This is a genomic window from Aureicoccus marinus (genome assembly GCF_002954325.1).
Taxonomy (GTDB): domain Bacteria; phylum Bacteroidota; class Bacteroidia; order Flavobacteriales; family Flavobacteriaceae; genus Aureicoccus; species Aureicoccus marinus.
On the sequence record NZ_MQVX01000001.1, the window covers coordinates 879811 to 904675 of the forward strand.

Consider the following 24865-nt stretch of genomic DNA (forward strand, 5'->3'; position numbering starts at 1 on the left):
TTTGTGGTGAAGAGCGAAGAAGTTGTTGTAAAACCCCTCAAATGCGCAGTGAAGTTGGTCGGTTTTTTTGAGCTTTTTACCCTAAAAACCCCATTGATATTGGATGCCCAAGGTTGCTGACCAGGTGTAATTGTCTGGTAAAAAAGGCAATTCAAGGCGATCTGCTCTCAGATCGATTCTATACCCTGTTTTGCTTTCTTGATTCCATTGGTTATACCCTAAACTCAGGAATTGTTGTTGAATGTAGAGTTGGGTTTGGGTGGCGATTGCTCCGTTGAGGAATTGTTGTTGAAATTCTGTGTCGTAACCAGCACCGAGCTCCAGGTCCAGGTATTGGAAGGCCGTTTTGAGGTACTTCCGTGTTTTTATGCTGGCCGAAATACCAGGTCTGCCCTGCTCTTTTGGCACAAAAAAGGCGCGAAGAGAACTGTAGTAATTTCCGTAATAGTAACCGGTAGACACGGTATAGATCCCCACATTACCCTCGGCAAAAGAAAGGAATCGAGCGCCCAAGGAGGCTTCCCAGGCATTGGGAAGGTTGGTGAAGTACTCCAAGCCCGCTCTGTGAGTCGGGAAAAGAGACGTGCCAGAATAGCCATAATTGACGTACAGATAGGCCTTATCCGAAAGCTTGGGGTACCAATCGGACTCGATTTGAAGGGCATTCTCTTCAAAACGGTAAGCGTAATTCGCTCGTAGTAGAACCGAGCCTTTGTCATATTTACAGCTGACTCCCAAGCTATTTTGAAACTGAGGAGTATAGTATTCTGTAAATACACGACTTTGCGCTGCGGTATTGATTCTGAATTCTTGTTGGGAAGGCAAATCTTGAAGTTCCTTGTCTTGAAGACTGGTCCAGGCCTTGCCCCGGTGTAAGGCCTCAGTCAGTCCTTCTCGGTACTGTAAAAGCGCTTGGTGATCCGGATTGAATCGCAAGGATTTATGAAGAAGTCCCAAGGCGATTTGGGGATTCCCTTCTTGGAGTTCTAGCTCTACAGCCGCGATCCAATAAGGGAGCTTTCCCCGGCTTTTGGATGTGATTTGGTTCAGGGTTTGGCGGGTTTCCTCTACCCCATCCTTCTTGTAAGATTCCGTTAGCCAAAGGGTAGCGTCTTCCAGTAGTTGATCAGAGGAAGCAAGCGCCAAGCCCTTCTGGGCATTGAGGCCACCACAAAACAGCAATAAGATTAGGAGGATCTTTTTCATATTAGGCTTTACTGAATCCACGGCGGGTCATGGCGCCCCAGCCGGATTGAATCTTGAACAGTTTCTTGTAGTTCGCTTTAATCGCTGCCCAGACGACCAATGGATGAAACGAGAAAGGCTCGATGAGCGCGCAGAGGGTCAGTATGAGCAGGTCTTTTGGGCGGGTGTATTGGTTGTACGTGTACACATCCCATAGCAAGGCATAGATCGAAAACATGACCGTAAACAGGTAAACTGTGGCGGTAATGGCCAAAAAGAACGAACTATTAATCACACCCAAAAAGAAACAGAGAATAATCAGCCCGTAGCCGAGGAATTCCAGTATAGGCGATAACCATTCGTAAAAAAGCCAATAGGGATAACTGATCATTCCTAAGCGTCCATAGGCCGGATTAAAGAGCATCTTCCTGTGCTTGCTGAGGGTTTCCATATTTCCTCTGGCCCAGCGGTCCCTCTGTTTGAGCAAGACTTCTGTGGTTTCGGGAACCTCGGTCCAACAGAGCGGGTCCGGGATGTACTCCACGGTATAGGGAGCGGAACGGTCGTGCATATAGCGACGCATTTTAAAGACAATTTCCATGTCTTCCCCTACTGTATCTGTATCATAGCCCCCCACGGCTGTTGCAATTTTCCGATTAAAAAAACCAAAGGCTCCGGAGATAATAAGCAGGCTGTCAATTCTACCCCAGGCCATTCGTCCTAACAAAAATGAACGGGTGTATTCCAGCAACTGAAAGCGCGCAAGCCAGTTCTCTGGTAATCGAATTTCTTCAAGCTTTCCGCCGTCAATTTTACAGGAGTTGGCCACGCGAATGACCCCTCCAACAGCAATCACTTCTTTTTGTGTTCTTTGCGAAAATGCCTTGACCACGTGCAAAAGGGCATCAGGCAACAGCAAGCAGTCTACATCAATACAACCGACATAATCCTTATCGGAGAGGTACATGCCTGCATTAAGGGCATCGGACTTCCCTCCATTCTCTTTATCAATGACCACCAACTTTGAGAAGGAAGCCCGGGTGGATCGGTAAACGCCGCGAATAGGTTTGGAACGCTCCATAAGCGGCTTGGTATTCGGATCCAAGACCAGATCATACGCTTCGATTACTTTTTCTAAGGTGTTGTCTTTGCTTCCGTCATTCACGACCATGACTTCGTAGTTCACGTAGTGAAGAGAAAGCAGAGATCGGATGTTTTCAACGATGGTGGCTCCCTCGTTGTAGGCCGGTGCGATGATGGTAATTGATGGAGCCAAAGGCGAGGCCATGATACTCTCTAAATTTCCAAAGCTGTTCTTGTGGATGTAGTGCAAGGAATTGCGGGTAGAAAAATACCCCATCAGCAAAAAGCCAATGACCAGAAAACTGGTAAATACCATAAAGAGTGCATTGATGAAATGCACCACAAAATGTTCTGGATTAAACGCCATTCTTGGGGGAAGCTTCGTTGTTTAAGGCAAAATCATTCAGATCAAACTGAAAATCAAAACCAGAAACTTCAAAGTCCTCTTCTGGAGCAGAAATGGCTTGAGCCTCTTGGGAATATTTGGCCAGTATTTGCAAGCGCCAGGCGTACTCGTCTTCTTCCGATACTTCCAAGAGCCGCGCTTCTATGCGCTCTACGGCCCGAGAAGCCAATTTAGAAATCAGTTTGTCTTCGTTTGTTAGGAAAGGCTTAAGAAAGGCGATCTCTTTGCGATCTCCAATGGCTCCTGCCTCTTGTATTAGGTTCTTTTTTAGGTCATTGTCTGGGGTGAATTCGATCAGCTGATAAAAAATACTGTGTTCGGATTCGTGTACTTCCTCTACAACACGTGCCGTTGCAGCCCGCGTATCGGCTTGAATAGATTTGAGGAGCTGAAAGGCCTGGAACTGGGTTTCGTCGTCCGTTTCAAATTCGACAATATATTCCAGCAATTCCAATTCTCGTGGATTACCGAGGTAGCTAAAATTCCGGATAAAGTTTCTTCGCTCCTCCAGGTCAAGGCGTTGGTAAAAAAGTTTGTAGTCTTCTTCTTGAGCGGAGCTCTCTTCCAAAGGTTTGACCGTATGGACAACCCCCAACTGCTCCTCCACTTGGTCTTCTAAATCCCCGTCGAGGAGATTTAGTTCGAAGTTGGGCTCCAAGGGTTCTTCCGGCTTGGCTTCTTTTGACTTAAGCGGTTTTCTGGTTTTGACAGGGAATTCGACCTCTTCATAAAAGGAAACTTCGGCAACTTCAAAGGACTGACGGTCATCGGCCCATTGAGGCATTTCGTTGGCGTAGCTGAGTTTTACGGATTCCAGGTTGACCGAAGGCAATACCCGATCCGGTTCGATTTGGTTGATGGCCGCTAGGGCTTTTGACGCAATGAGGAAATCCTTGGACTGGGCAGCGCAATTTTCCAAAAATTCAATGTCCTCAGTACTTCCTAGTTGTCCGAAAGTGTCAAGAATGTCGAGTTTAAGATCAAGATCACACCCCTTGAATAGCTTTTCAAGTAGGGGCAGTGCGTCTTCAAATCCAAAATCGCGTATACATCGCAATGCTTCGTGACGGACTCGGAAGTCGATGTGTTTACTCAGTTCAATAATCGATTTTTTGCCATCATTCTGCTGAAAGTGCAGAATGAGTCGAAGCGCAAACAAGACCGTGTCGGTATGACTCGAGAGGAGCCACTGTTTGAAGGCTGGGGGTTGATAGTCTGTCTTTTGCTCTAGGAGCTCAATCATCTTAAGTTGCTGCCACTGGCTGATTGCACTACGTGTTGTATTTAAGAAATAGTTGATTCCTTCGGTTTGAAGCTCGACAATAGCTAATTCAGATTGTTTGCGGATAATGCTTCTGCGGTCGTTTAGAAAACGGGTAATTGGAAAGTAGGCTTCAAGGACTTGCATTTGGGTCAGCTCATGGATTCCCTGCGATATCCTTGGCCAGCGCATGCTTTTGAGTTTGTCGTAGCAATCGTGATGCAACTGCAGATCTCGAAACAGTTGACGAACTGTATCGGCCGAATGACCTTCCAGGTCTTTGTGAAGGTCCAAGAGCATTTCGCTCAAAAGTTTTCTGAAATAAGGACGAGCCAAATCGGCGCGAATCTTCACTTTAAGTCGTAGATAGGCCTTTTGTTCTTCAACAGGGTCCTCGTTGCTGTGAAATACGATATGGCTTATGGCTTCTGCCCATTCCTTTCGGAAATACGTCATCTCCGCCACTTTCCTCCTATTGATCATGCGCAACACGAAGATGGACGTGAAATACGCAAGGCTGATCACTCCAAAAAGAAGAGCAAGGTCCCAGAGAAGGTTGGTATGTATTTGGGGGATAGAGTCCAAAAGGGCTGTTTAGTTGATAGCGTCAGGGTTTCTTATTTTTCCCATAACTCGGGCGATCCTCACTTGGAGTTCAGATGGGCTGACCGGTTTAGAAATAAAGTCGTCGGCGCCTAGAGAAAATGCTTTGAGGATGTTTTCTTCATTCGATGCAGACGAAATCAACAATATGGGAAGATCCGATCGCAGAATGTTGCGGACAAAATCGACCAGTTCCATCCCAGAGAAATAGGGCATCATGATGTCGGTAATGATCATGTCGATGCTGTTGTCTGCCAAAGATTTTTTTACCTGTCGGCCGTCTTCTGCCGTACTGACCCTGTACCCTGCTTTTTCTAGCTTGTACTTGAGTAATGAGGCCAACATGGGATCGTCTTCTCCGAGTAATAAGTGTTTCATAGGCAGATGGTTAATTTGATGATTTAAGATGTGCAATTTCCCATTCCAAAGCCCTTTCCGTGGCGGGATAGGCTTCGAGGAAATGGCTGTATAAGGATTCCAAATAGGTCAGCGATTCGTTCTCTTTTGCACTTTCATCCAATTGATCACATAATGCATGCAGCTCTGCCGCTTGAATCATCAAAAGGCTAGATTTGACCTTGTGTGCCGCAAAGCTTACTCCTTGTGCATTGCTCGCTTGCAAGTGAATTCGGCACTGCCCTAGAAATTCAAGAATATTCTGCTTAAAGAGATCGGCAAGTTCATCCAGTAAATCCAAGTTGCCCTGGCATTCCTGCAGCAGTCCACTGAGGTCCACCAAGCGTTTTTGTGGTGGCTTGGGATCGTTGTTGAGCGCTCTTTGAATGGTTTCCAGAAGTTCAGTTCCAGCAAAAGGCTTTTCTAGAGTAAATTGTATTCCATGCTGTACCGCTTTTTCTTGAGATTCTTTGGTCCATTGGGCGCTACAAACAATAAATTGAGGTTGTTCTTGCTGTGGGTAATGCTGGTATCTTGATAGAAATTCCCAGGCGCTAAAATCTGGAAGTTTGCAATCCAGAATTACGAGGTCGTAGTTTTTATCTAATAGCGCATCCAATCCTTGTTGCGCCGTATAGGTGGTTTGCGTTATAGCCCCGGTCTCCTTTAGCCGGTGTTGAAGCCAGCGCTGTTGTAAAAAATCGTCTTCAATCAGCAGGATATTCTTGCCTTTGAATGAAGTGACCCCAGGCTTCTCTTCCTTCACTGCTGGAGGAGTCAATTCAACCGCAACGGAGGCCTTCTTGGCGTAAGGCAGTATAACTGAAAAGGTGGACCCCTCTCCTATTTTACTCTCTACAACGAGGCATCCCCCCAATTGTTCTACCAATCTTTTACGATGGCTAGCCCTAGTCCTTTGCCCTCTTTTTCGTGTAGGCCTCTGGCGTAGGCATCAAAAATGCGTTCCAGCTCTTCGTCTGCAATCCCAATCCCTGTATCGGCAATCCGAAATTCCAAATAACAGAGCTCGTCTTTATTTTCGGCCACGCGTACATCAAAATGGATACGGCCTTGTTCGACGTATTTAACGGCATTGCCCAAGATGTTGAGAAGGATTTGTGATAGACTGGAGGAATCTCCCCATAAATAGGTCGGCACACCCGGATCTATACTACATTGAAGTTGGACGTCTTTTTGCATCAACAGGGTTTTGCATAAAAAGACCTGGTCGTTAATCAAGGCGGGTAAATTAAATTCTATCTTATTTTTTGGGGACTTCTGAGAACCGATGGCACTGAGTTCAAGAATTTCTCCACTCAGGTTTAATAAACTCTGCGCAGCCTTGTGAATTCCTATGGTCCATTCTTGCTGTTCTTTGGTCAAGGAGGAATCCCGCAGTAGATCAGTCATACTAACTATTCCCGCCAGTGGCGTACGAATCTCGTGCCCGACCTCTGCCAGCAACTTCCAGGATTGCTTGAGTTCTGGAGGGTTGGCTGAAGGGACTTGTTTTTCTGGTTGTTCTCCCCAAAGGTGGTCTTTGAGTTGGTGCCCAAAGGAATGAAATTCTGTTTTCAATTGTTTCGCCTCTTCCGCTGTAAGGGATTGAAAGGAGAAATGAGAGAGTCCTTTCTCGAGGTCTTGCAATTGTTCCAAAAGCGCCTTGGAGTTGTCGGCCATAATTAGGATTTAACATTTTGTAGGAATTCTCTTAAAATCCCCAACTTCTTGATTCTACAAGAGTTAAATCTCCTTAATTGACCTTGTTCAGCCAAGTTTTTGTTCCAAGGCCAAGGCACGCTGTTGTCAATCGCATCTAATTGTAGGTGAAAGAGCAATTTGTGCTTTTAAAGCTCTGCAAGTCTTTCAGATTCGTAATGCTTTGAACGACAGGACTTTTTAATAGAATACTGGCTTAGCTTGATTTAAAGTATTGCTTTAAGCTATTCCCCTTAGTAATCAGAAATAGATGATCTAATTAGAATGGACTAGGCTTTCTTTTCTTCCTGTTCCTTCTTTAAACGATCTTTTACGTATTCGACCTTGGACTTTCCGTGAGGCTTGGGTTGCCCCTTTTCGTCTAGGTTCACCACGATGATATGATCCACCATGACGATGGTTTCGTGGTTCATTTTGTTCCGAACTTCGCAATTTAAAGTTAAGGAGGTGGTGCCGAATTGAACCACCTCAATTCCGATTTCAATGATATCACCTTCCAATGCGGAAGACATAAAATTGATCTCAGAAATGTACTTGGTAACCACTCGCTTATTTTCGAGTTGAATGATGCTGTAAAGAATGGCCTCCTCGTCAATCCAACTAAGCACTTTTCCTCCAAAAAGGGTTCCATTGGCACTGAGGTCTTCGGGCTTTACCCACTTTCTGGTATGGAATCTCATAATCGCTTTTTAAAATGTACGTATTAGATAAAGGTTTGGATCAAGGGAGACCCCTCGCCATTGTTTATTATTTCGTTGACAAAATTAGCTCATGTGAACTGCATGGGCAGGCTTTCGGCTTAATTTTAAATAAACTCCACAGTTATGAATAGCCGTTCATCTGATTTGATTCGAATTCGTCCCGATATTAAAAGCGCTCAAATCAATGATTTAATGAGTGACGAGGAACGTTTTCAAAACGAAACTATTCGGCCGATCTTAAAGATGCAAAACGACTTATTCGTTTTGGTTTTTAAGAATTACATCCTCAAGCACAAGAATGTTTTTCTGGATTTGTCTTTTGATCGGAAGTCCACTTATATAGAGAATGCCATTCAAAAAGACATCAAATTCCGGAACTCTTTAAAAGGGATGGTTATCGGAATGTTCTCCCTAGAAGAGTACCAACGCTATATTCTAAATTCCTCTGCTTTGAATAAGCGGATGATGAATATGCTGATGGAACGACTTAAAGATCAAATGCAGTTGTTCTCTGAAGAAACTATAGTCTCATAGGAGGGATTCACCATTCAGGTTGGTGGTCAGCACATCGCTCATATAGTCAAAAAACGGGCGTATGGCTTCGTATGAATCGACTACCTTATCTCCAAAATTGGGCGAAAATACTTCTTTATCCGTGAATTTTCTGGTAAAAATAAATTGCTTGTACCGTAGGTATTCGATATTCGGGTGATCCCGATCAAATCCCTTGGGAGCCGTTTTAAGCTGTTCCCCCTGAAGAGATCCCCAGGCCTTTTTTAAGCGGGTATCGCTTAGGATTTCTTCTAACTCGGTGATGTCCATTTCGAATTCCTTGCGGATTCTGAAAATGTCTTCTTTATTGGGGGCCCAAAAACCGACCGCAATAAAAGATTCTCCTGGCTTAAGGTGTAGGTAATAGCCTCCTCTTCTCTCGGCTCCCATTCGGGTAAAAGAAGCAGCTAAATGACTTTTATAGGGGGTTTTGTCTTTGGAAAATCGAACATCTCGGTAAATGCGAAACACCTTCGATTTTTCGATCTGATCCTTGTGTTCCATGCCTACTTTCACTTCTTGTACAAGAGCCTTGAAGTTATCCTGGTGCTCTTTAAACACACTCTTTTGCCCTTCGAACCAGGCTTTGTTGTTGTTCTGTGCCAAGTCCTTCAAAAACTCAAAGCTGGAGGGCTGTAAAGTCGACATACAAAAAAATTAATAGAGGTATTGACTGATTCCTTTTCCTTCAAGTGTTTCAGCAAGGCCTTCACGGAAACTGTCAAATTCAATAAGGTTGTTGTGCTTCCCTCCTTCTATGGTATAAAAGCGGGCCGGATTATCACCGATGGCATCGTAGAGTTTTTTACCAGAATCAATAGGCACCACCTGATCTTCCGTTCCATGGAATATGGTGACAGGGCAATCGACGGATTTGATGAATTGATCAGAAGGGAAACGGTACTTCAGTAGTTTTTGTACTGGTAAAAAAGGAAAACGGTGTTGGGCGACGTCCGTCAGGTTGTAGAAGGGAGTTTCCAATACCAATTGAGAGGGTTGCTTTTGTGAGGCAACGTAGGTCGCAATAGAGGCCCCTAAAGAACGCCCATAAACGATTATCTCTTCTTCTTTAAATCCCAAATCACGCGCGTGCTGATAAAAGAGTAGAGCGTCCTGCCGAAGGGTCTGCTCATTGCGTTTACCCTGGCTTTTCCCATAGCCGCGATAATCCATCACAATGACGGCGTATCCTTGAGGTGGAAAGTAACTGACAATTTTACCCCAACGGTCCAGATTTCCAGCATTACCATGATAGTACAGGATAAGCCTTTGGCGTTTTCTACCGGAAAATACAGAGCATTGAGCAGGCCACCATCTGGTGCCTTTAAATCAAATTCTTCAAATCTTTCCGAAAAGGAGTATTCATGGTCTGCCGCCAATGGACGAGGCAGAAAAATCATTTTTTCTTGAAGAAAGTACAGCATACTGAAAAGCACCAGAACACCGCTTATAAGACTGATGACTCTTTGCCAGCACTTGGGGATTCTTTGCTGGAGTCCTCTGAACTTTGAACGGGTATTGTAAAGGATTCGGTTAATATCAAATTTAAAATATGATGATATGCTGCAAAAGTATTGAGATTTTTGTGTCCTCCCCCTAAGATGGTATGTAAAGTCGTACGTTTTGCGTTCACTTTAGCCAATTGTAGGCTCGTGGAGAAGGGAATCAACTGATCATTGGTCCCATGTATGATGTGAATGGGGCACTCGACTTCTTTTAACCATTGGTAAGTAGGAATAGGAAATTTGATCAAAAGGGTGACCGGTAAAAGCGGTACAAATTGACGTGCTGTACTGCGCATGCTGTAGTAGGGGGCTTCCAAAATTAACATTTTGGGTTTGAACTTCGATGCCAATTGGGCGGCGAAACCCGAACCCAATGAACGACCGTACAAGATGATGTGCTTTTGATTCACGTGTTTTTGCATCTGCTGGTAAATGACATCGAGATCCTGTAAAATGGTCTTCTGGGTACGTCTTCCTGTACTCTTTCCAAAGCCGCGATAATCCACCATGAGCACTTCGTAGCCCAAAGCCACAAAATCACGCGCATACTTACCCCATCCCTTAATGCTTTTAGAATTACCCTTGAGGTAAAAAACGATGCCTTTGGGGTTTTCTACCCGGAAGCGAAGTCCATTGATCATGGCCCCTTCTGCGGTTTTTAGGTTGTACTCTTCAAAGTCGAGATCCTTGTAGTTGAAGACGAAATCTGCAGGCAGTTTTTCGGGACGAAAAAGAAAGAAGTCCTGAAAATAATAGATGATCAAAGAGAAGAGTATATACACCCCTATTCCAATAAGCGCTGCTAGCATCCAGTCTTCCATTCTAATTGGCTGAGCTTAAATTTAGTATTTTCAATTTACCTCAAAAACTTTCCTATGGAGACTTCGACGAATCCACCTGAACTTTCGGTTAAAAAAAGTGACCGAATCATACTGATTGATGCCCTGAGAGGCTTTGCTCTAGCGGGAATTGTCTTTACCCATATGTTTGAGCATTATATGGCTTCGCCTATTCCAGTCGAAAATGCCGAAATGATCAATCCAGGTCTGATCGATGAAATTCTCAGTGGTCTTTGCGATTTTCTGTTGCGAGGTAAGTTTTTTGCTTTATTCTCTTTTTTATTCGGTTTCTCTTTTTTTATTCAGATGGATAAGGGCTCCCAAAAAGGAGATTACTACGGCCTTACTTTTCTTCGGAGAATATTGATCCTGCTTGGAATAGGTTTTTTACACAGCTGTCTTTATCGAGGGGACATTCTCTTGATTTATGCACTTTTAGCCATCCCGCTTATCCCTTTTCACAAGGCGAGTTCTCGGTGGGTCTGGGCCTTTATCCTGTTGATCTTTTTAGGAGTACCTAGGTACCTGGTTTTCTACTTTAACGGAGGTGCACCCTTAATTCTGGACTATATTCTTATGCCGGACAGCCCCGCGATTGCGGAATACTTCAAAATTTTGCAGACAGGAGACCCGATGACGGTATTTGTGGCCAATGCTTGGGAAGGAATCCTCTTTAAATTTGAATTTCAGTGGGGAGTTATTTCGCGCGGGTACCTCACCTTCGCTTTCTTCCTGTTGGGCCTATGGGCGGGTCGCACCGGTTGGTTTAGGGACTACATCTTTCAGAAGCCACGCTTTAAAAGAGGATGGATTATTGGTCTTACTCTTATGATTATAAATAGTGTTGCAGCGGGTTTCATTTTTGATTCCGTTGGGGATTTCAATGGCTTCAACAGTTGGGTTCTGATGTTGGGCTTGACGGCTTGGGACCTGGCCAATTTGGGTATGACACTCCTCTATATCAGTCTCTTTGTACTTGCATTCGCTACACCTAAAGGAGAAAGGAGGCTTTCCGTTTTTGTTCCTTACGGTAAAATGGCGCTCACCAACTACCTCCTTCAATCGGCTTTGGGCTCTATGGTCTATTACGGCTGGGGCCTTGGTTTTGTAGGAACCTTACCGACACGCTATAGTTTTTTGCTCGCGATAGCCCTCATCGTCTTTCAAATGTGGTTGAGTGCCCTTTGGCTCAAATACTTCCGCTATGGACCGATTGAGTGGCTCTGGCGAAGTTTGACTCATTTTAAACGTTATCCTCTGCGATTTAACGAGTAAACTGGGCTTCGAATGACTTTTTTGCGTTCTTGGATGTCCCAAATTATAAGAATGTTACTTATGCGTGCAAAGTGGTCTATTTACCTTCTCCTATTTTTTAATGCAACATTAATGGGACTCATAGTGATCAGTGATTTTTATAGTCTGTTCACGGATGAGTTCTATGTCCTCAAAAAAGAAAACTACCTCACCTTGTTGGTTGCCCTTCCTTACTGGCTTTATTTGGTCGTGGTGGGATTAAAAATACAGCAGGAAGAAAATACCGATCCTGCGATGCGCAACCTGGAATTCTTGGTGTATTTCGCCTTAGCTGGTGGTTTGTGGCAGGTGTGGACCGTCTATCGTGATTGGAGCCAGTATGCCGAGTTGCAACAACATTATATCCTGCCAGAAAGTTTTTACCCCATGGGGATAGCCATTTTAAGTTCTTTCGCTCTGCTTTACCTCTTTAGCCTGTACACCTTCAATGTACGTAAACGACATATTGGGCCCTATCGACGGGATCAATGGGAAGAAAGCTTTGAAGCCTGGGAAGAATTCAGCCTTGGACAAGAAGGGGAAGTTCCTTTAGATCAGGCCGATTAGAGGTCTCTCAAGTAGCCTGAATACAAGTCGTTGATCTGAATACCTTGTTTGATTTTCTGTTTACTGAGCTTTTTGTGTGCGACTAGGCCCCACAAAACCATTTCTTTTACAAAATAACGGTCATCTTCTGACAGATCAGGTTGGTGCTCCTTGAGTAATTGATTCAAAGGAGGTATACCATCCAGTGTTTCCCTGTATTCGGCATCGCTGAATTGATCCAGTAATTCGAAGCCCTGTTGTTCAAAGAACCAGTGAAGTAATTCATCATAGGCCGTTGGTTCTCCTTTCTTCTCGATCTTTTCAATCTTCGGAAAATACTCCGGAAAGATGGATTTTATCGCTTCTTCGATCAGCATTTCTGCTACACTTCCGGCTCCTTCCTGCTCGCCTTCGTAGACCAATTCTACCTTACCCGTAATCGCCGGAATCACCCCTTGAAAATCACTTACCCGTATACTTGTTTTGCTGTCGCCTGATTTCAAAGCCCTGTGTTCTGCCGTACTCAATAAGTTCTCAAAAGCGGTGATACTCAAACGGGCACTCACCCCACTCTTGGCATCGACATACTCACTATCGCGGGCTTCAAAACTGATTTGTTCCAGCAGATCTCTCGCAATATCGGGCACATAAATGCCTTCATTTTGCCGTGGGTCAGCGGCGGCTTCCTGAGCGGTTATTTTTCTTGCGATCTCCCTGTTTTCAGGATAATGGGTTAGAATCTGGGAGCCTATACGGTCTTTTAGAGGGGTTACGATGCTTCCCCGGTTCGTATAATCTTCAGGGTTTGCGGTAAATATAAATTGTACATCAAGTGGCAGTCTTACTTTAAAGCCTCTGATCTGTATATCGCCTTCCTGAAGGATGTTGAAAAGAGAAACCTGAATACGCGCCTGTAAATCGGGAAGCTCATTAATCACAAACAAGCACCGATTCGCTCGGGGTATCATGCCGTAATGGATGACCCGGTCATCAGCGTAAGAAAGCTTTAAGGAAGCGGCTTTAATTGGGTCGACATCTCCAATAAGGTCAGCAACAGTTACATCCGGCGTAGCGAGCTTTTCGTAAAAACGCTCATCGCGGTGTAACCAGGATATGGGAGTATCGTCCCCTTTTTCTTCCATGAGCTCACGAGCAAAGCGAGATAAGGGGGCTAAAGGGTCATCGTGAATCTCTGAGCCCGCTACAAAAGGAATCCATTCGTCTAGTAAGCCCGTCATCTGTCGTGCCAGTCGGGTTTTTGCCTGCCCTCTAAGCCCTAATAAGTTGATGTTGTGACGCGATAAAATTGCTCTTTCCAATTCTGGAATAACGCTGTCTTCATAGCCCCAAATGCCTACAAAAACTTCTTCTCCATCCTTCATTCTCTGCAGAAGGTTATCCCGCAATTCATCTTTAATTTTCTTTGACTGGTACCCCTGCGCTTTGAGCTGGCCGAGTGTACTTATTGTTGGAGTGCTCATTAGCCTTTAATTCTTTTTTTTCTGTTTTGTTCATAGTCTTCGAATATCATCTCTCCCAGTCCCTTCAGGCCTGTATAAAAAGCCTTGCCCCGATTGGCCTCGGTAAAAGCTCTTACAAATTGCATCAGATAAGGATCTTGAGCAATCATGAAGGTGGTGATGGGGATGTGAAGTTTTCGTGCTGCCCGCGCCATGGAATAGCAACGCTCGACAATGTGCTCATCCAAACCGACACTGTTTTTATAGTATTCCCCGTTGGGTAAGCGAATGCAACTCGGCTTCCCGTCAGTGATCATAAAGATTTGTTTGTTGGTATTGCGTTTGCGACGAAGCAAGTCCATAGCCAATTGCAAACCAGCAACGGTATTGGTATGATAAGGCCCCACCTTGAGGTAGGGTAATTCTTGAATAGGAATTGGCCAGGCATCGTTTCCGAATACCAAGATATCCAAAGTGTCTTTGGGATAGCGGGTGGTGATCAATTCTGCCAGGGCCATGGCTACCTTTTTGGCTGGAGTGATCCGGTCTTCTCCGTACAGGATCATGGAATGGCTGATGTCAATCATCAAGACGGTACTCATCTGGGATTTGTGTTCTGTGTCTTCTATGACCAAATCGTCTTCCCGGAGTACGAAATCATCATAGCCTCTTTTGATTTGGGCGTTCTTGATGCTTTCAGTCATCGAAATTTGCTCTAAGCTATCGCCAAAACGATACTCCCTATAATCTCCGGTATGTTCGTCTCCTTTCCCGCTATGTTTACTTTTGTGGCTGCCCCGACCACTTTTTTTAATCTTTCCAAAGATCTGATCCAGAGCACGTCTTCGAAGGATGCGTTCCAGTTTAGCGGACATTTCCAGCTGGCCTCTTCCCGGTCCTTCGTCTCCTTCTTCTCCGTCTCCACCTCCCCCGTCCTCGGGATCGATTTCTTCTCGGAGATAGCCTTTGGCCTTCAAGTCTTCAATAAAGTCTTCGAGGGTATAATTCTCGTCGGTGAGTTGGTATTCCTTGTCCAGCTGTTCCAACCAGTCTAGGGCTTCCTCGACATCTCCAGAAGTGTGTGTAATCAATTCTTGAAAGATATCGAAAAGCTTCTCAAAGGGGCTGAGATGCGGGTCCTCGTAGGGGGTAAAGCGAAAGCCGGAGAATTTTTTCATAGCGAATATTAAAATTACGGCATTTTCATTCGACTGACCTCATTTTAATGAAGTCTTAACGCTCCGGGGGTTCAGACTACTTGGCCCTTCCTTGAAGTACCTCCACAACGTCTTGTAATCGGTGGCCCTTTGCCTGTAACAGCATGAGGTAATGAAACAACAAATCAGCGGACTCATTCAAGAACAGTTCTGTATTGTCGTCTTTGGCTTCAATGACCACTTCGACCGCCTCTTCCCCTACTTTCTGAGCGATCTTGTTTAAGCCTTTGCCGAAAAGACGCTTCACATAACTTTCGTCTCCGCTACTGGTTCTTCTTTGCTCAATGGTGTCTTCCAGGTGACTGATGAACCCGAAATGACCTTGGTTGTCTTCTCCCCAGCAGGTATCCGTTCCTTTGTGGCAGGTCGGGCCCACTGGATTGGCTTTGACCAATAGGGCATCGGAGTCGCAATCGACCTTGATCTCTGCGAGTTCCAGAAAGTTTCCACTCTCCTCTCCTTTGGTCCACAGGCGTTTTTAGATCGACTGAAAAAAGTCACTTTCTGGCTGGCTAAGGTCTTGTCCAGGGCATCTTGGTTCATATACCCCAGCATCAATACCTGGCGGGTCTCTTGGTCTTGAACAATGGCCGGTACTAAGGCATCTGGGAATTTCTGAAAGTCTACGTTAAGGCTCATGAATTTTCTGTTTTATAGGCTTGACGCACTGGAATATTGTTTTGAAAAAGGGCATTTTTTACTTCCGCCAGAGATACTTCTTTGTAGTGAAATATGCTGGCTGCTAAGGCCGCATCAGCTTTGCCTTGCTGAAAGGCATCGACAAAGTGTTCTGCAGAGCCGGCACCACCGGAGGCAATGACAGGGATGGGTAAGAGCTCGTTCATTTGGGCTAAGGCTTCCAAGGCAAAACCGGCCTTGGTTCCATCGTGGTCCATAGAGGTAAACAGGATTTCGCCTGCTCCTCTTTCACTGGCTTCTTTAGCCCAGCCAAAAAGATCGCGTTCTGTAGCTTGTTTTCCTCCTACTAAATGCACCTTCCAACCCGCGTCTGTTTGACGAGCATCAATGGCGACGACCACACATTGAGAGCCAAACTTAGAGGCTAATTCGTCTATGAGTTCGGGCCGTTTAAAGGCGGAAGAGTTAATGGATATCTTATCGGCTCCTTTTTGGAGTAAAATGTCTACATCTTCCACAGAAGAAATACCTCCTCCCACCGTAAAAGGAATATCGATCCGTTCTCCTACCCGATAGACCAGATCGGCTAAGGTCTTCCGCTTTTCTTCCGTTGCGGTAATATCCAAAAAAACCAATTCATCAGCTCCTTGTTCGGAGTAGAGAGCAGCGAGTTCCACCGGGTCTCCCGCATCGCGTAATTCCAGAAAGTTTACACCCTTAACGGTACGACCGTCTTTGATATCCAGGCAAGGGATAATTCTCTTTGTCAACATAGGTCTACTGGTTGAGTGCAGCCATTTCTGCAGGAGTAATTTTGTTTTCGTAAAAGGCCTTGCCGACAATGGCGGATTCGCACCCCATTTTTTTCAAAGCCATCAAATCTTCTTTGTGTCTTACTCCGCCACTAGCAATAAGGTGAATTGAAAATTGCTCTAACAGTTCGCGATACAGCTCAAATGAAGGCCCTGCCATCATCCCGTCTTTCTGAATATCAGTACACAAAATGTAAGGTGTTCCGAATGTCTGGTAGGATTTTAAAAAGTCTTCCAAACTCAATTCACTGAGTTTTTGCCAGCCCGCCACCGCAATTTTTCTTTGGTTGGTATCGGCGCCAATAACCCATCTCTCTAGGCCATAGTCTCGAATCCATCGGCTGACCAATTCTGGATTTTTTACGGCCAGACTGCCTAATACCAGCTGGTTAGCACCCAAATCAAAGCACTTTTTTACCTCTTCTTCGGTTTTTATTCCACCCCCAAAGTCAACCTTCAGGTCTGTGTTTTTCGTGATGCTTTCTAAAACCGCGTAATTGACTACCTGCCTTTTTTGGCTCCATCCAGATCCACCAGATGCAAGTGTGTTAGGCCCGCCTCCTGAAATTCAAGGGCGACCTCTAAAGGGTTTTCGCGGTAGGTGTTTTTTTGGCTGTAGTCCCCTTGGGTAAGGCGTACACATTGGCCACCGATTATATCAATTGCCGGAATAACTCTCATTCTGCTGTACTTTGTTCAATAAAGTTTTTCAAAATTCTTTGCCCGTAAGGACCGCTCTTTTCCGGGTGAAATTGACAGCCGTAAAAATTGTCTTTCTCCAAAGAGGCACTGTAAAGAATCCCGTAAGTGGTGGTCGCTGCGGTGTACTCGCTCAAGGCTGCGTAGTAGCTGTGAACCAGGTAAACATAGTCCTCGTCCAACCCATCGAACAAGGGAGATTTCAGTTGCTCAACTTTGTTCCAACCAATTTGTGGCACCTTGAGTTCGGAAGAAAAGCGCTTGACTTCAAGCGGGAATATTCCAAGGCCGGGGGTATCACCTTCTTCCGTGTGTTGACACATGAGCTGCATCCCAAGACAAATGCCTAAAACGGGTTGCTTTAATTCAGGAATGAGTTCCTGAAGACCGGATTCATTTAGCTTTTGCCAGGCCGCTTGCGCCTGCCCCACTCCAGGAAAAATAACCCGATCGGCGGCTTGTATTTGTTTTGGATCTCGACTAAGCATCCCTTCAACCCCTAGTCGCTTCAATGCGAACTGTAGGCTTTGGATGTTGCCTGCTCCGTAATCGATGATAACTAGATTCATTTTATAGCGTTCCTTTGGTACTGGGAAGGATCATACGATCGGGATCCCGCTTAATCGCCATTTTGATGGCTTTCGCCCAGGCTTTAAACACAGATTCAATTTTGTGGTGTTCATTCTCTCCTTCCACTTCAATGTTCAGATTGGCTTTTGCCCCATCACAGAAGGACTTGAAGAAATGCGAGAACATTTCGGTGGGCATTTGCCCGATGTATTCCCGTTTAAAATCAGCTTTCCAGACCAGTTGAGCACGTCCGCCAAAATCGAGACTAACTTTGGCTTCCGATTCATCCATAGGCAACAAAAAGCCATAGCGTTCGACGCCCAATTTATTCCCAAGAGCTAAGCGGAAAGCCTCTCCCAGGGCAATTCCAGTGTCTTCAATGGTGTGGTGTTCATCCACTTCTAGGTCTCCGTCAACTTTTAAATCTAAATCGATCAGGCCGTGTCGAGCCAACTGATCCAGCATATGATCAAAAAAGGCCAAACCGGTATCGATCGTGCTCTGCCCAGTACCGTCCAGGTTCAAGCTTAGTTTGATTTTGGTTTCTCGGGTATTGCGCTCCCATTCCGTCTGGCGAGTAGGAAGGGCTAAATGCCGGTAAATCGCTTCCCAGTCCATGGTTCTCAGAGCAATGCTACTTTCGAGTTCCGCCTGACTTCCTTGGAGTTCTTCCGCAGCCAATTGCCCAGCATTACCGATCAGAATACCTTTTGCGCCCAAGTTTTTGGCCAGCTCCATATCCGTTAACCGATCGCCAATCACATAGGAGTTTTCCAGATCGTATTCCTCCGAGAAATAATCCGTCAGCATCCCGGTGGCCGGCTTGCGGTTGGGAGACTTTTCTTCCGGAAAACTTCGGTCGATAAAGACCCGATCAAATCGAATGCCCTCTCCCTCCAAACTTTTCATCACCAGGTTGTGGATCGGCCAAAAGATTTCTTCCGGATACCCCTCTCCTCCTAATCCATCCTGGTTGGTCACCATAACCAACTCAAAATTCATCTCTCTCACGATTCGCCCCAGGTAAGTAAATACACCCGGGTAAAAGGAAAGCTTTTCTATGGTGTCGATTTGATAATCAGCCGGTTCATGGATCAGGGTTCCGTCCCGGTCAATAAAGAGAACTTTCTTTTTCATGTGCTTTGCATTTGATTTAGCATGTCCAGCAATTGTTTGTTTTCTGATGGAGTACCCACCGTGATGCGAAGACAGTTCTCGCACCCGTGTTCTTTACTTCGGTTGCGCACAACCACTCCCCGAGCCAACAGCTCATCGTAGCGTCTTTGGGCGTCGTCAACCCGAATGAGCAAAAAATTAGCGTCGGTCGGAAATACCTCTTCCACAAAACTGAATTGGGCCAAGGCCTGAGCCAATACGCTACGTTCTTGCAGTACTTCTGACACTTGGCGTTGTATTTCGTCCCAGGATTCTAATTGTTCTGAGCCTTGTAACTGGCTCAGGCTGTCAATATTATAAGGAGGTTTAATCCTTTTTAATAGGCTAATGATTTCGGGGTGTGCATAGGCAATTCCTAAACGCAAGCCAGCCATTCCCCAAGCCTTCGAAAAGGTTTGGGTCACCACCAGGCGAGGGAATTCACTCAGGCGTTCTAGCCAGGAAGCCTGGGAAGAGAAATCGATATAGGCTTCATCAATGACCACCAAACCAGGAAAAACTTCTAAGATCTTCTCAATTTCTTTCGCTGGAAAACTGTGTCCGGTCGGATTATTGGGTGAGCAGAACAAAAGCATCTTCAAACCCTTGGGATCTTCTTCAACAGCACGAGTGATCTCCTGCATTGGCAATCGAAAGCCTGCTTGCAATGGCAATTCTTTGGCCTTAACGTTGTTGATTCCCGCCAGTACTTTGTACATCCCATAAGTGGGAGGCATGTAAACCACGGAGTCTTTCCCCGGTTCACAGAACGCCCGATACAGTAGATCAAGAATCTCGTCACTTCCATTTCCGATCAGAATCTGTTCAGTAGCTACCTTTCTGATTGAGCTCAACTGATCTAATAGCTGTGGTGGCTGTGGTTGCGGATAGCGGTTAAAACCATTCGCGTAGGGGCTTTCATTGGCATCTAAGAATACATGATCCTGGATTCCCTTAAATTCATCCCGCGCACTGGAATAAGGAGACAACCTTTTGACATTTTCCCGGGCCAAGGCCTGAATTTCATTGACGGAAACACTCATGATTTACTTTTTAGGTAGTTGAGACGAACCCGTACGGCTTGCTGGTGCCCTTGTAGGCCTTCAGCCAGTGCCATTTCTTCAACTGCCGGGCCCAGGTTTTGAATTCCCTCTTCACTTAATTTCTGAAAAGTGATGGCTTTGGTAAAACTGTTCAGATGAACCCCGCTATACTGTTTGGCATAGCCATTGGTCGGTAAGGTGTGGTTGGTGCCACTGGCATAATCCCCTGCACTTTCAGGACTAAAAGTTCCCACAAAGACGGAACCTGCATTGTAGCAGTGATCGACAAAATAGTCTTCGTCTTCACTCATGATAATATAGTGCTCAGGAGCGTAGTCGTTGATAAATTCATTGGCTACTTCTCGGTCTTCAAAGACGACGGCAAGGCTGTTTTGTAAAGCTTTACGGGCGATTTCAGAACGAGGCAACACCGCCAGTTGCTCCGCCAGCGCCTCTTGAACCCGTGGAAGAATTTCTTCGCTCTGAGCGACCAAGACCACCTGGCTGTCGGGACCGTGTTCTGCCTGACTCAATAGATCGGCTGCGATAAAGGAAGCCGGAACGCTTTGGTCAGCAACGACCAATACTTCACTAGGGCCTGCCGGCATATCAATGGCAACCCGATAGCGCGTGGCATACTGCTTAGCAGCGGTGACATACTGATTGCCGGGTCCAAAGAGTTTGTAGACCGCCGGAACACTTTCGGTTCCGAGGGTTAGAGCTGCTATAGCCTGTATACCTCCAAGGGTAGCAATCTTATCTACTCCACAAAGTTGAGCGGTATACAGAATAGCCGGGTGAATACCTTCACGTGATGGCGGGGTGCACAGGACAATTTCTTTACACCCAGCAATCTTTGCCGGAATGGCCAGCATGAGTAGAGTACTGAACAAAGGGGCACTGCCCCCTGGAATGTAGAGCCCGACCTTTTCTATGGGTCTTTGCTCTTGCCAACAGCGAACCCCAGTTTGGGTTTCAACCTCTGTACGACCACTTATTTGGGCTTCATGAAAGGCCTTTATATTGCGGTAAGCTTGTTGAATGGCTTGCTTGAGGCTCTCGTTCAAAAGTCCTTCAGCCCGCTTGATTTCGTTGGCTGGAAGGAGTAGTTCTTTGGGGCGTACCCCATCAAAGCGTTCACAGTAGTCCCGAAGCGCCTCATCCCCATTTTGGGCCACGGCATCAAAGACTTCTTTTACGGTGGATTGCAGCGTCTCGTAATCAGCTTGTGGCCTTTCCATTAAGGCTTCCCAATCCTTTTTTTCTGGTGAAATCAGGGTTTTCATCAGGCGAGCATTTTTTCAATAGGACAAACCAAAATTCCTTCCGCACCGGCAGTTTTAAGTTGATCGATCACTTCCCAAAAAGCCTTTTCAGAGATAACCGTGTGGACTGAGTGCCAGCCGCTTTCCGCAAGCGGTAATACGGTAGGGCTGCGCATTCCCGGCAAAAGAGCAATGACTTCTTTGAGGCTTTCTTCCGGCACGTTCATCAAAACGTACTTGTTCTGGCGGGCAGTTAGAACCGATTGAAGTCGAAACTGCAATTGTTTTAGCAGGGCCGCTCGTTCTTCATCAATACTCGGAGAAACAGCCAGAACAGCCTCACTTTTCAGCAAAACTTCCACTTCTTTCAGGTTGTTCTTAAAAAGGGTACTCCCACTGGAAACGATGTCCACAATAGCGTCCGCCAAACCAATATTGGGCGCGATTTCAACCGAACCACTAATCTTGTGGATATCGGCTTTAATTTCATTCTTTTCTAAAAATTGACGCACCGTTTCGGGGTAAGAACTGGCTATCTTTTTGCCGTTCAGGTCCTCGATACCGCTGTATTCCGTGGTTTTAGGGACCGCTAAGGAAACCCGGCATTTTGAAAACCCAAGCTTTTCGACAGACTCAATGCCCTGCCCTTTTTCGACCAGAAGGTTCTCCCCGATAATAGCACAGTCAATAACACCGTCCTTGAGATATTGCGGAATATCTCCGTTACGCAGGTAAAACACCTCGAGCGGAAAATTACGGGAGGAGGCCTTGAGTTGGTCTTTTCCGTTGTCAATTGAAATACCGCACTCCTTCAGGATTTTCAGGGAATCCTCATTGAGTCGGCCACTTTTTTGAATAGCAATTCTGATCTTTTTCATGCACTTTTTAAAAATGAAAAACCCGTTTGACGCATCAAACGGGTTTCAACTTATTTTGATAAACACAAAAACATCGCTACCTCGCTTGATTGCAAGTAGTAGGGTGATGATGTGTGTAGCTCTGTTTCACAATGCAAAAATAAGGCTAATCTTAGTTATTTCCCAAAATTAAAGGCAGCCCACTTTCACCGGACCCGACAACAACCACTTTGGCATTGGGGGACTCTGCCAACTTCATAGTCGCGTCAATCCCTTTATCTTGAAGGATTTTGTCTGTTAATGAGGCACTTAAAATACGGTTTGCATCGGCCTTACCCTTTGCTTCAATTCTCTGTTTTTGTGCCTCTTTTTCGGCGGTAACCAATCTAAATTCGTACTCCAAAGCGGTTTGTTCTTGCTTGAGTTTACGCTCGATAGCCTCGCGAATGGTTGGAGGAAGGGTTACATCACGTACCAGAATTTCATTTAATTGAATATACTGGTCATCAACGATGTTTTTGGTTTCCACGTAGATTTCGTTTTGAATAGCATCCCGTTTGGTGGAGTACAATTGTTCCGGGGTGTATCGACCAACAACGCTACGTGCGGCAGAACGAATAGCAGGCAAAAGAATACGCTCTACGTATTTTTCACTTTTTTCCTGGTGAAGTTTTCCGAGAACATCGTATTTAGGCTGAAACCAGGCTGAAGCATCAATTTGAATTTCAAGTCCATTAGACGAGAGAACCTTCATTTGTTCAAAACGTTCTTGTTGTCTTACTTCGTAGACATAGACCTTATTCCAGGGCGCCACAAGGTGAAACCCTTCACTCATTGGTGGCTTATCCGTTACAACCCCACCAGCAAAGGTGCGATAAAGAACTCCGGCCTCACCAGAACCAATGGTAATAGCGGATTTAGAAACAATAATGACACCGGCGATAAATAAGAAAATCACAGGTAAAGCAATTTTGGGCAATCTTTCCATAGTAGTGAATTGAATAAAAAAAATAGTGGAATTGTATTTACATCCAGCCTCTGTACTTGCGGATAAACCACTCGCATGCGAGCGCGAGCACCCACAAGAAAAGAAGTGTTTTTAGTTGTATTAAAGGTACGACAATTTCCCTGCTTCTCTCTCGCGGGGTAAAGCGAGAATCTTCTAGCAGAGCGGATTTAAAAGCTTCCCATTGGTCGGGGTAAAAAACGCGGCCTCCAGTTTTGATCGCCAGGTCTTCTAATTGGTCTTTCTGACTGAAGAGAGCCAGTTGTTCAAAATTGAACTCCAGTATTTCAAAACTCCCCGACACGGATCTCTTCCTGTTCGTTTCGATAATGGAATAGTTGTAATTGCCTGCTTCCAGGGTGCTCAGATCCACTTCGTAGCGATTGGCTCGGAGGGCAAAAGGTATCTCCTGGTTCTTCTCTTCTGTTTCTGTAGTCAAACGGAGTACAAGCGATGCACTGGGGTCGAAGACGAAGGTGGGATCAAAATAGCGGGCCGTGATCCGGGACCTCTCCCCTTTTCGGTAACTCGATTCTACTTCGGCGACCAGACGGTTCTTCTTTTGAGAGGCCGAGAGATAACGGATGACGAGCGAGACCGCTTGGTCAAACTCCTCAAAGTTTTGAGAAGTTCTGTAGCTGTGCATCCGCCAACGCCACAAGCCTTCAGCGCCTAGGACCGCCCGTCTTGTGTCTCCATCGTCCAGAAAAAACAACAGGGGCTGTCTTAGTTCTACTCCTCTAATGCTCTGATTAAACAGAATGTTTGCCGCTTGCAGCAAGTCAAACTCTCCCAAGGTCATGTGTAAAGGGGGATAATCCGAAGGATCAAAACCGGTCCAATCAAAGAGTTGAAAATTATCGGCAGGATTCGCCTGTACATCTTCTTCCTGCCCAAGAGAACGAAATTGATAGGCTGTTTCTCGGCTGTTCACAAAACTCCAGGCCGTCTGGGTACCCCCAATTAACCAATACGGCGTGCCAGAGGATTCGATATAATCCCAAACCGCACGAAATGAATTTTGAGGCTGGTAGAGAACCAAGACCGAATACTCCGTCCAGCGGTCCGGAGAGCTGTTGGGTTTAAGAAACTCTACTTCACGTTGGCCATTGTTTTCAAGGGCTTCTTTCAATACACCGAGATCGGGATGAGCAATGGCACTGACCAGGCCGACCTTCACAGATTCGTCAAGTACTTCTAGCCTTTTGACTTCCGAGTTGTTCGGGGTATTGCGTTCTTGGGATAAGGGAGTTATACGGGCTTCTACCCGTTGAATGCCCGTTTGGGAAGCGGGGAGGTAAAAACGCTCTTTCCCTCCAGTATTTTCTATGGAATACCTCAGAGCTCTCTGGGCTAATTTACGTCCATTGACCCAAATCTCTAAGGTAGCTGAGCCCGTGCTATTTCCTGCAAATATCCAAGAGACTTCCAACGGGTAATCGTTTCCGAGAAAAGCGTATTTGTTGAGGACCATTTGTCGGACCCGGATATCCTCGTACTGAGTAGTGTCCCCAACAACTACAGGGAAGACGGTGAAAGCTTCGTCCCACTGTCCAAAACCGTAGCTCACACCGGTATTTTGATTACCATCACTGAGCAGGGCTAAAGCGGTTGGTTCTCCTTTGGAGAGCTCATTCAGTTGGCTAATCGCCTTACCGAGGTCGGTTTGAACCCCATTAAAGGTCAAGCTGTCCTTGGGACGTAATAAAGAGTTGAATGAGAAAGTCTGTAATCGAAAACTATTCTGAAGATCAGCGTCTGTCTCGATTCTTTTTTCCCAATCGAGGACTTCTTCTTGACCGCCTAATGCCCTCACCGATTGGCTGTTGTCATAAGCCACAAGAAGTGCCGGCTTGATCACTTCGGATTCAATGCGACTGATCTTGGGGTTAATCAATAGAAGGCCCAGCAAGAAGAGGGCTGTAGCTCTTAAAAGAGCAAGTCCAATTCGGGTGTTGGTACGTTCTTTGCAAAACAAGTAAACCCAATACCCCAATAGCAGGGATACTACCAAAGAAAGTAGGAGTAGTAAAAGGGTTCCAGCTTGCATACA

24 protein-coding genes and 2 pseudogenes are annotated in these 24865 nt (G+C 45.6%); 3 read left to right on the forward strand and 23 right to left on the reverse strand.

Going from position 1 to position 24865, the window contains the following annotated elements:
- Positions 1-81 precede the first annotated feature (81 nt).
- The 7 genes from BST99_RS04135 to BST99_RS04165 all read right to left on the reverse strand — a co-directional run bounded on the left by BST99_RS04135 (position 82) and on the right by BST99_RS04165 (position 7333).
- A complete protein-coding gene (locus BST99_RS04135) occupies positions 82-1206 on the reverse strand; it encodes a YaiO family outer membrane beta-barrel protein (protein WP_105000677.1) in 1125 nt (374 codons plus the stop codon).
- Between the two features lies 1 nt (position 1207).
- Positions 1208-2635, reverse strand: coding sequence for a glycosyltransferase family 2 protein (locus BST99_RS04140; protein WP_105000678.1), 1428 nt, complete (start codon positions 2633-2635; stop codon positions 1208-1210).
- Entirely contained in the window at positions 2625-4520 is a 1896-nt protein-coding gene (locus BST99_RS04145) for a HEAT repeat domain-containing protein (RefSeq protein ID WP_146106194.1), read from the reverse strand. Before BST99_RS04145 ends, BST99_RS04140 begins: the two co-directional genes overlap by 11 nt.
- Positions 4521-4529: 9 nt before the next feature.
- Entirely contained in the window at positions 4530-4916 is a 387-nt protein-coding gene (locus tag BST99_RS04150; RefSeq protein WP_245916172.1) for a response regulator transcription factor, read from the reverse strand.
- 10 nt (positions 4917-4926) lie between these two features.
- On the reverse strand, positions 4927-5823 hold the full coding sequence (locus BST99_RS04155) for a response regulator (protein WP_105000680.1): 897 nt from the start codon (positions 5821-5823) through the stop codon (positions 4927-4929).
- A complete protein-coding gene (locus tag BST99_RS04160) occupies positions 5817-6614 on the reverse strand; it encodes a sensor histidine kinase (protein WP_105000681.1) in 798 nt (265 codons plus the stop codon). Before BST99_RS04160 ends, BST99_RS04155 begins: the two co-directional genes overlap by 7 nt.
- Before the next feature lie 308 nt (positions 6615-6922).
- The gene (locus BST99_RS04165) at positions 6923-7333 is read right to left on the reverse strand and encodes an acyl-CoA thioesterase (RefSeq protein ID WP_105000682.1); all 411 of its coding nucleotides are present in this window, start codon (positions 7331-7333) and stop codon (positions 6923-6925) included.
- A gap of 144 nt (positions 7334-7477) precedes the next feature.
- On the opposite strand from BST99_RS04165, the gene BST99_RS04170 reads away from it, so the two are divergent.
- Positions 7478-7888: a glyoxalase gene (locus BST99_RS04170; protein WP_105000683.1), complete on the forward strand. Its 411-nt coding sequence runs from the start codon at positions 7478-7480 to the stop codon at positions 7886-7888.
- Here the strand turns inward: BST99_RS04170 and BST99_RS04175 are convergent.
- Genes BST99_RS04175 through BST99_RS04185 form a run of 4 tightly spaced genes read right to left on the reverse strand, consistent with a single transcriptional unit; the run spans position 7883 to position 10232 of the window.
- Entirely contained in the window at positions 7883-8554 is a 672-nt protein-coding gene (locus tag BST99_RS04175) for a DUF2461 domain-containing protein (RefSeq protein ID WP_105000684.1), read from the reverse strand. The two genes, BST99_RS04170 and BST99_RS04175, sit on opposite strands and share 6 nt — an antisense overlap.
- A 9-nt stretch (positions 8555-8563) precedes the next feature.
- Complete coding sequence (locus BST99_RS04180; RefSeq protein ID WP_317046185.1) at positions 8564-9169, reverse strand: alpha/beta hydrolase; 606 nt, start codon at positions 9167-9169, stop codon at positions 8564-8566.
- A complete protein-coding gene (locus BST99_RS14580) occupies positions 9079-9306 on the reverse strand; it encodes a hypothetical protein (RefSeq protein ID WP_245916173.1) in 228 nt (75 codons plus the stop codon). Before BST99_RS14580 ends, BST99_RS04180 begins: the two co-directional genes overlap by 91 nt.
- A 47-nt stretch (positions 9307-9353) precedes the next feature.
- Positions 9354-10232, reverse strand: a complete 879-nt coding sequence (locus BST99_RS04185) for an alpha/beta hydrolase (RefSeq protein ID WP_105000685.1) — start codon at positions 10230-10232, stop codon at positions 9354-9356.
- A 54-nt stretch (positions 10233-10286) separates the two neighbouring features.
- Here BST99_RS04185 and BST99_RS04190 point away from each other — a divergent pair, with 54 nt between their 5' ends.
- Complete coding sequence (locus tag BST99_RS04190) at positions 10287-11525, forward strand: DUF418 domain-containing protein (RefSeq protein ID WP_105000686.1); 1239 nt, start codon at positions 10287-10289, stop codon at positions 11523-11525.
- Between the two features lie 111 nt (positions 11526-11636).
- Entirely contained in the window at positions 11637-12110 is a 474-nt protein-coding gene (locus tag BST99_RS04195; RefSeq protein WP_105000687.1) for a hypothetical protein, read from the forward strand.
- On the opposite strand, the gene BST99_RS04200 is transcribed toward BST99_RS04195, so the two are convergent.
- The 12 genes and pseudogenes from BST99_RS04200 to BST99_RS04255 form a co-directional block, all read right to left on the reverse strand.
- Positions 12107-13570 (reverse strand): sigma 54-interacting transcriptional regulator, encoded by a 1464-nt coding sequence (locus BST99_RS04200; protein ID WP_105000688.1) that lies wholly within the window; start codon positions 13568-13570, stop codon positions 12107-12109. The genes BST99_RS04195 and BST99_RS04200 overlap by 4 nt on opposite strands.
- A complete protein-coding gene (locus BST99_RS04205) occupies positions 13570-14727 on the reverse strand; it encodes a vWA domain-containing protein (protein WP_105000689.1) in 1158 nt (385 codons plus the stop codon). The genes BST99_RS04200 and BST99_RS04205 overlap by 1 nt, the downstream gene beginning before the upstream one ends.
- Before the next feature lie 76 nt (positions 14728-14803).
- Positions 14804-15405 (reverse strand): annotated as a pseudogene (gene hisIE, locus BST99_RS04210) (bifunctional phosphoribosyl-AMP cyclohydrolase/phosphoribosyl-ATP diphosphatase HisIE).
- Entirely contained in the window at positions 15402-16178 is a 777-nt protein-coding gene (gene hisF, locus BST99_RS04215) for an imidazole glycerol phosphate synthase subunit HisF (RefSeq protein ID WP_105000690.1), read from the reverse strand. Before hisF ends, hisIE begins: the two are co-directional and overlap by 4 nt.
- A gap of 4 nt (positions 16179-16182) precedes the next feature.
- Positions 16183-16898, reverse strand: a pseudogene (gene hisA, locus BST99_RS04220) (1-(5-phosphoribosyl)-5-[(5-phosphoribosylamino)methylideneamino]imidazole-4-carboxamide isomerase).
- On the reverse strand, positions 16895-17485 hold the full coding sequence (gene hisH / locus BST99_RS04225) for an imidazole glycerol phosphate synthase subunit HisH (protein WP_105000691.1): 591 nt from the start codon (positions 17483-17485) through the stop codon (positions 16895-16897). The pseudogene hisA and the gene hisH overlap by 4 nt, the downstream one beginning before the upstream one ends.
- Position 17486: 1 nt before the next feature.
- Complete coding sequence (gene hisB / locus BST99_RS04230; RefSeq protein WP_105000692.1) at positions 17487-18623, reverse strand: bifunctional histidinol-phosphatase/imidazoleglycerol-phosphate dehydratase HisB; 1137 nt, start codon at positions 18621-18623, stop codon at positions 17487-17489.
- On the reverse strand, positions 18620-19684 hold the full coding sequence (hisC, locus tag BST99_RS04235; protein ID WP_105000693.1) for a histidinol-phosphate transaminase: 1065 nt from the start codon (positions 19682-19684) through the stop codon (positions 18620-18622). Before hisC ends, hisB begins: the two co-directional genes overlap by 4 nt.
- Positions 19681-20970, reverse strand: a complete 1290-nt coding sequence (gene hisD / locus BST99_RS04240) for a histidinol dehydrogenase (RefSeq protein WP_105000694.1) — start codon at positions 20968-20970, stop codon at positions 19681-19683. Before hisD ends, hisC begins: the two co-directional genes overlap by 4 nt.
- The gene (hisG, locus tag BST99_RS04245) at positions 20970-21827 is read right to left on the reverse strand and encodes an ATP phosphoribosyltransferase (protein WP_105000695.1); all 858 of its coding nucleotides are present in this window, start codon (positions 21825-21827) and stop codon (positions 20970-20972) included. The genes hisD and hisG overlap by 1 nt, the downstream gene beginning before the upstream one ends.
- Before the next feature lie 151 nt (positions 21828-21978).
- The gene (locus BST99_RS04250) at positions 21979-22794 is read right to left on the reverse strand and encodes a prohibitin family protein (protein ID WP_105000696.1); all 816 of its coding nucleotides are present in this window, start codon (positions 22792-22794) and stop codon (positions 21979-21981) included.
- A 37-nt stretch (positions 22795-22831) separates the two neighbouring features.
- Positions 22832-24862, reverse strand: a complete 2031-nt coding sequence (locus tag BST99_RS04255; RefSeq protein ID WP_146106195.1) for a hypothetical protein — start codon at positions 24860-24862, stop codon at positions 22832-22834.
- Between the last annotated feature and the right edge of the window lie 3 nt (positions 24863-24865).

Excerpts from the sequence above, each read along its gene's own strand:
- BST99_RS04135 (WP_105000677.1), bottom strand. The coding sequence starts at position 1,206 with ATGAAAAAGATCCTCCTAATCTTATTGCTGTTTTGTGGTGGCCTCAAT.
- BST99_RS04140 (WP_105000678.1), bottom strand. The coding sequence starts at position 2,635 with ATGGCGTTTAATCCAGAACATTTTGTGGTGCATTTCATCAATGCACTC.
- BST99_RS04150 (WP_245916172.1), bottom strand. The coding sequence starts at position 4,916 with ATGAAACACTTATTACTCGGAGAAGACGATCCCATGTTGGCCTCATTA.
- BST99_RS04160 (WP_105000681.1), bottom strand. The coding sequence starts at position 6,614 with ATGGCCGACAACTCCAAGGCGCTTTTGGAACAATTGCAAGACCTCGAG.
- BST99_RS04165 (WP_105000682.1), bottom strand. The coding sequence starts at position 7,333 with ATGAGATTCCATACCAGAAAGTGGGTAAAGCCCGAAGACCTCAGTGCC.
- BST99_RS04170 (WP_105000683.1), top strand. The coding sequence starts at position 7,478 with ATGAATAGCCGTTCATCTGATTTGATTCGAATTCGTCCCGATATTAAA.
- BST99_RS04175 (WP_105000684.1), bottom strand. The coding sequence starts at position 8,554 with ATGTCGACTTTACAGCCCTCCAGCTTTGAGTTTTTGAAGGACTTGGCA.
- BST99_RS14580 (WP_245916173.1), bottom strand. The coding sequence starts at position 9,306 with ATGATTTTTCTGCCTCGTCCATTGGCGGCAGACCATGAATACTCCTTT.
- BST99_RS04185 (WP_105000685.1), bottom strand. The coding sequence starts at position 10,232 with ATGGAAGACTGGATGCTAGCAGCGCTTATTGGAATAGGGGTGTATATA.
- BST99_RS04190 (WP_105000686.1), top strand. The coding sequence starts at position 10,287 with ATGGAGACTTCGACGAATCCACCTGAACTTTCGGTTAAAAAAAGTGAC.
- BST99_RS04195 (WP_105000687.1), top strand. The coding sequence starts at position 11,637 with ATGGGACTCATAGTGATCAGTGATTTTTATAGTCTGTTCACGGATGAG.
- BST99_RS04200 (WP_105000688.1), bottom strand. The coding sequence starts at position 13,570 with ATGAGCACTCCAACAATAAGTACACTCGGCCAGCTCAAAGCGCAGGGG.
- BST99_RS04205 (WP_105000689.1), bottom strand. The coding sequence starts at position 14,727 with ATGAAAAAATTCTCCGGCTTTCGCTTTACCCCCTACGAGGACCCGCAT.
- hisF (WP_105000690.1), bottom strand. The coding sequence starts at position 16,178 with ATGTTGACAAAGAGAATTATCCCTTGCCTGGATATCAAAGACGGTCGT.
- hisH (WP_105000691.1), bottom strand. The coding sequence starts at position 17,485 with ATGAATCTAGTTATCATCGATTACGGAGCAGGCAACATCCAAAGCCTA.
- hisB (WP_105000692.1), bottom strand. The coding sequence starts at position 18,623 with ATGAAAAAGAAAGTTCTCTTTATTGACCGGGACGGAACCCTGATCCAT.
- hisC (WP_105000693.1), bottom strand. The coding sequence starts at position 19,684 with ATGAGTGTTTCCGTCAATGAAATTCAGGCCTTGGCCCGGGAAAATGTC.
- hisD (WP_105000694.1), bottom strand. The coding sequence starts at position 20,970 with ATGAAAACCCTGATTTCACCAGAAAAAAAGGATTGGGAAGCCTTAATG.
- hisG (WP_105000695.1), bottom strand. The coding sequence starts at position 21,827 with ATGAAAAAGATCAGAATTGCTATTCAAAAAAGTGGCCGACTCAATGAG.
- BST99_RS04250 (WP_105000696.1), bottom strand. The coding sequence starts at position 22,794 with ATGGAAAGATTGCCCAAAATTGCTTTACCTGTGATTTTCTTATTTATC.
- BST99_RS04255 (WP_146106195.1), bottom strand. The coding sequence starts at position 24,862 with ATGCAAGCTGGAACCCTTTTACTACTCCTACTTTCTTTGGTAGTATCC.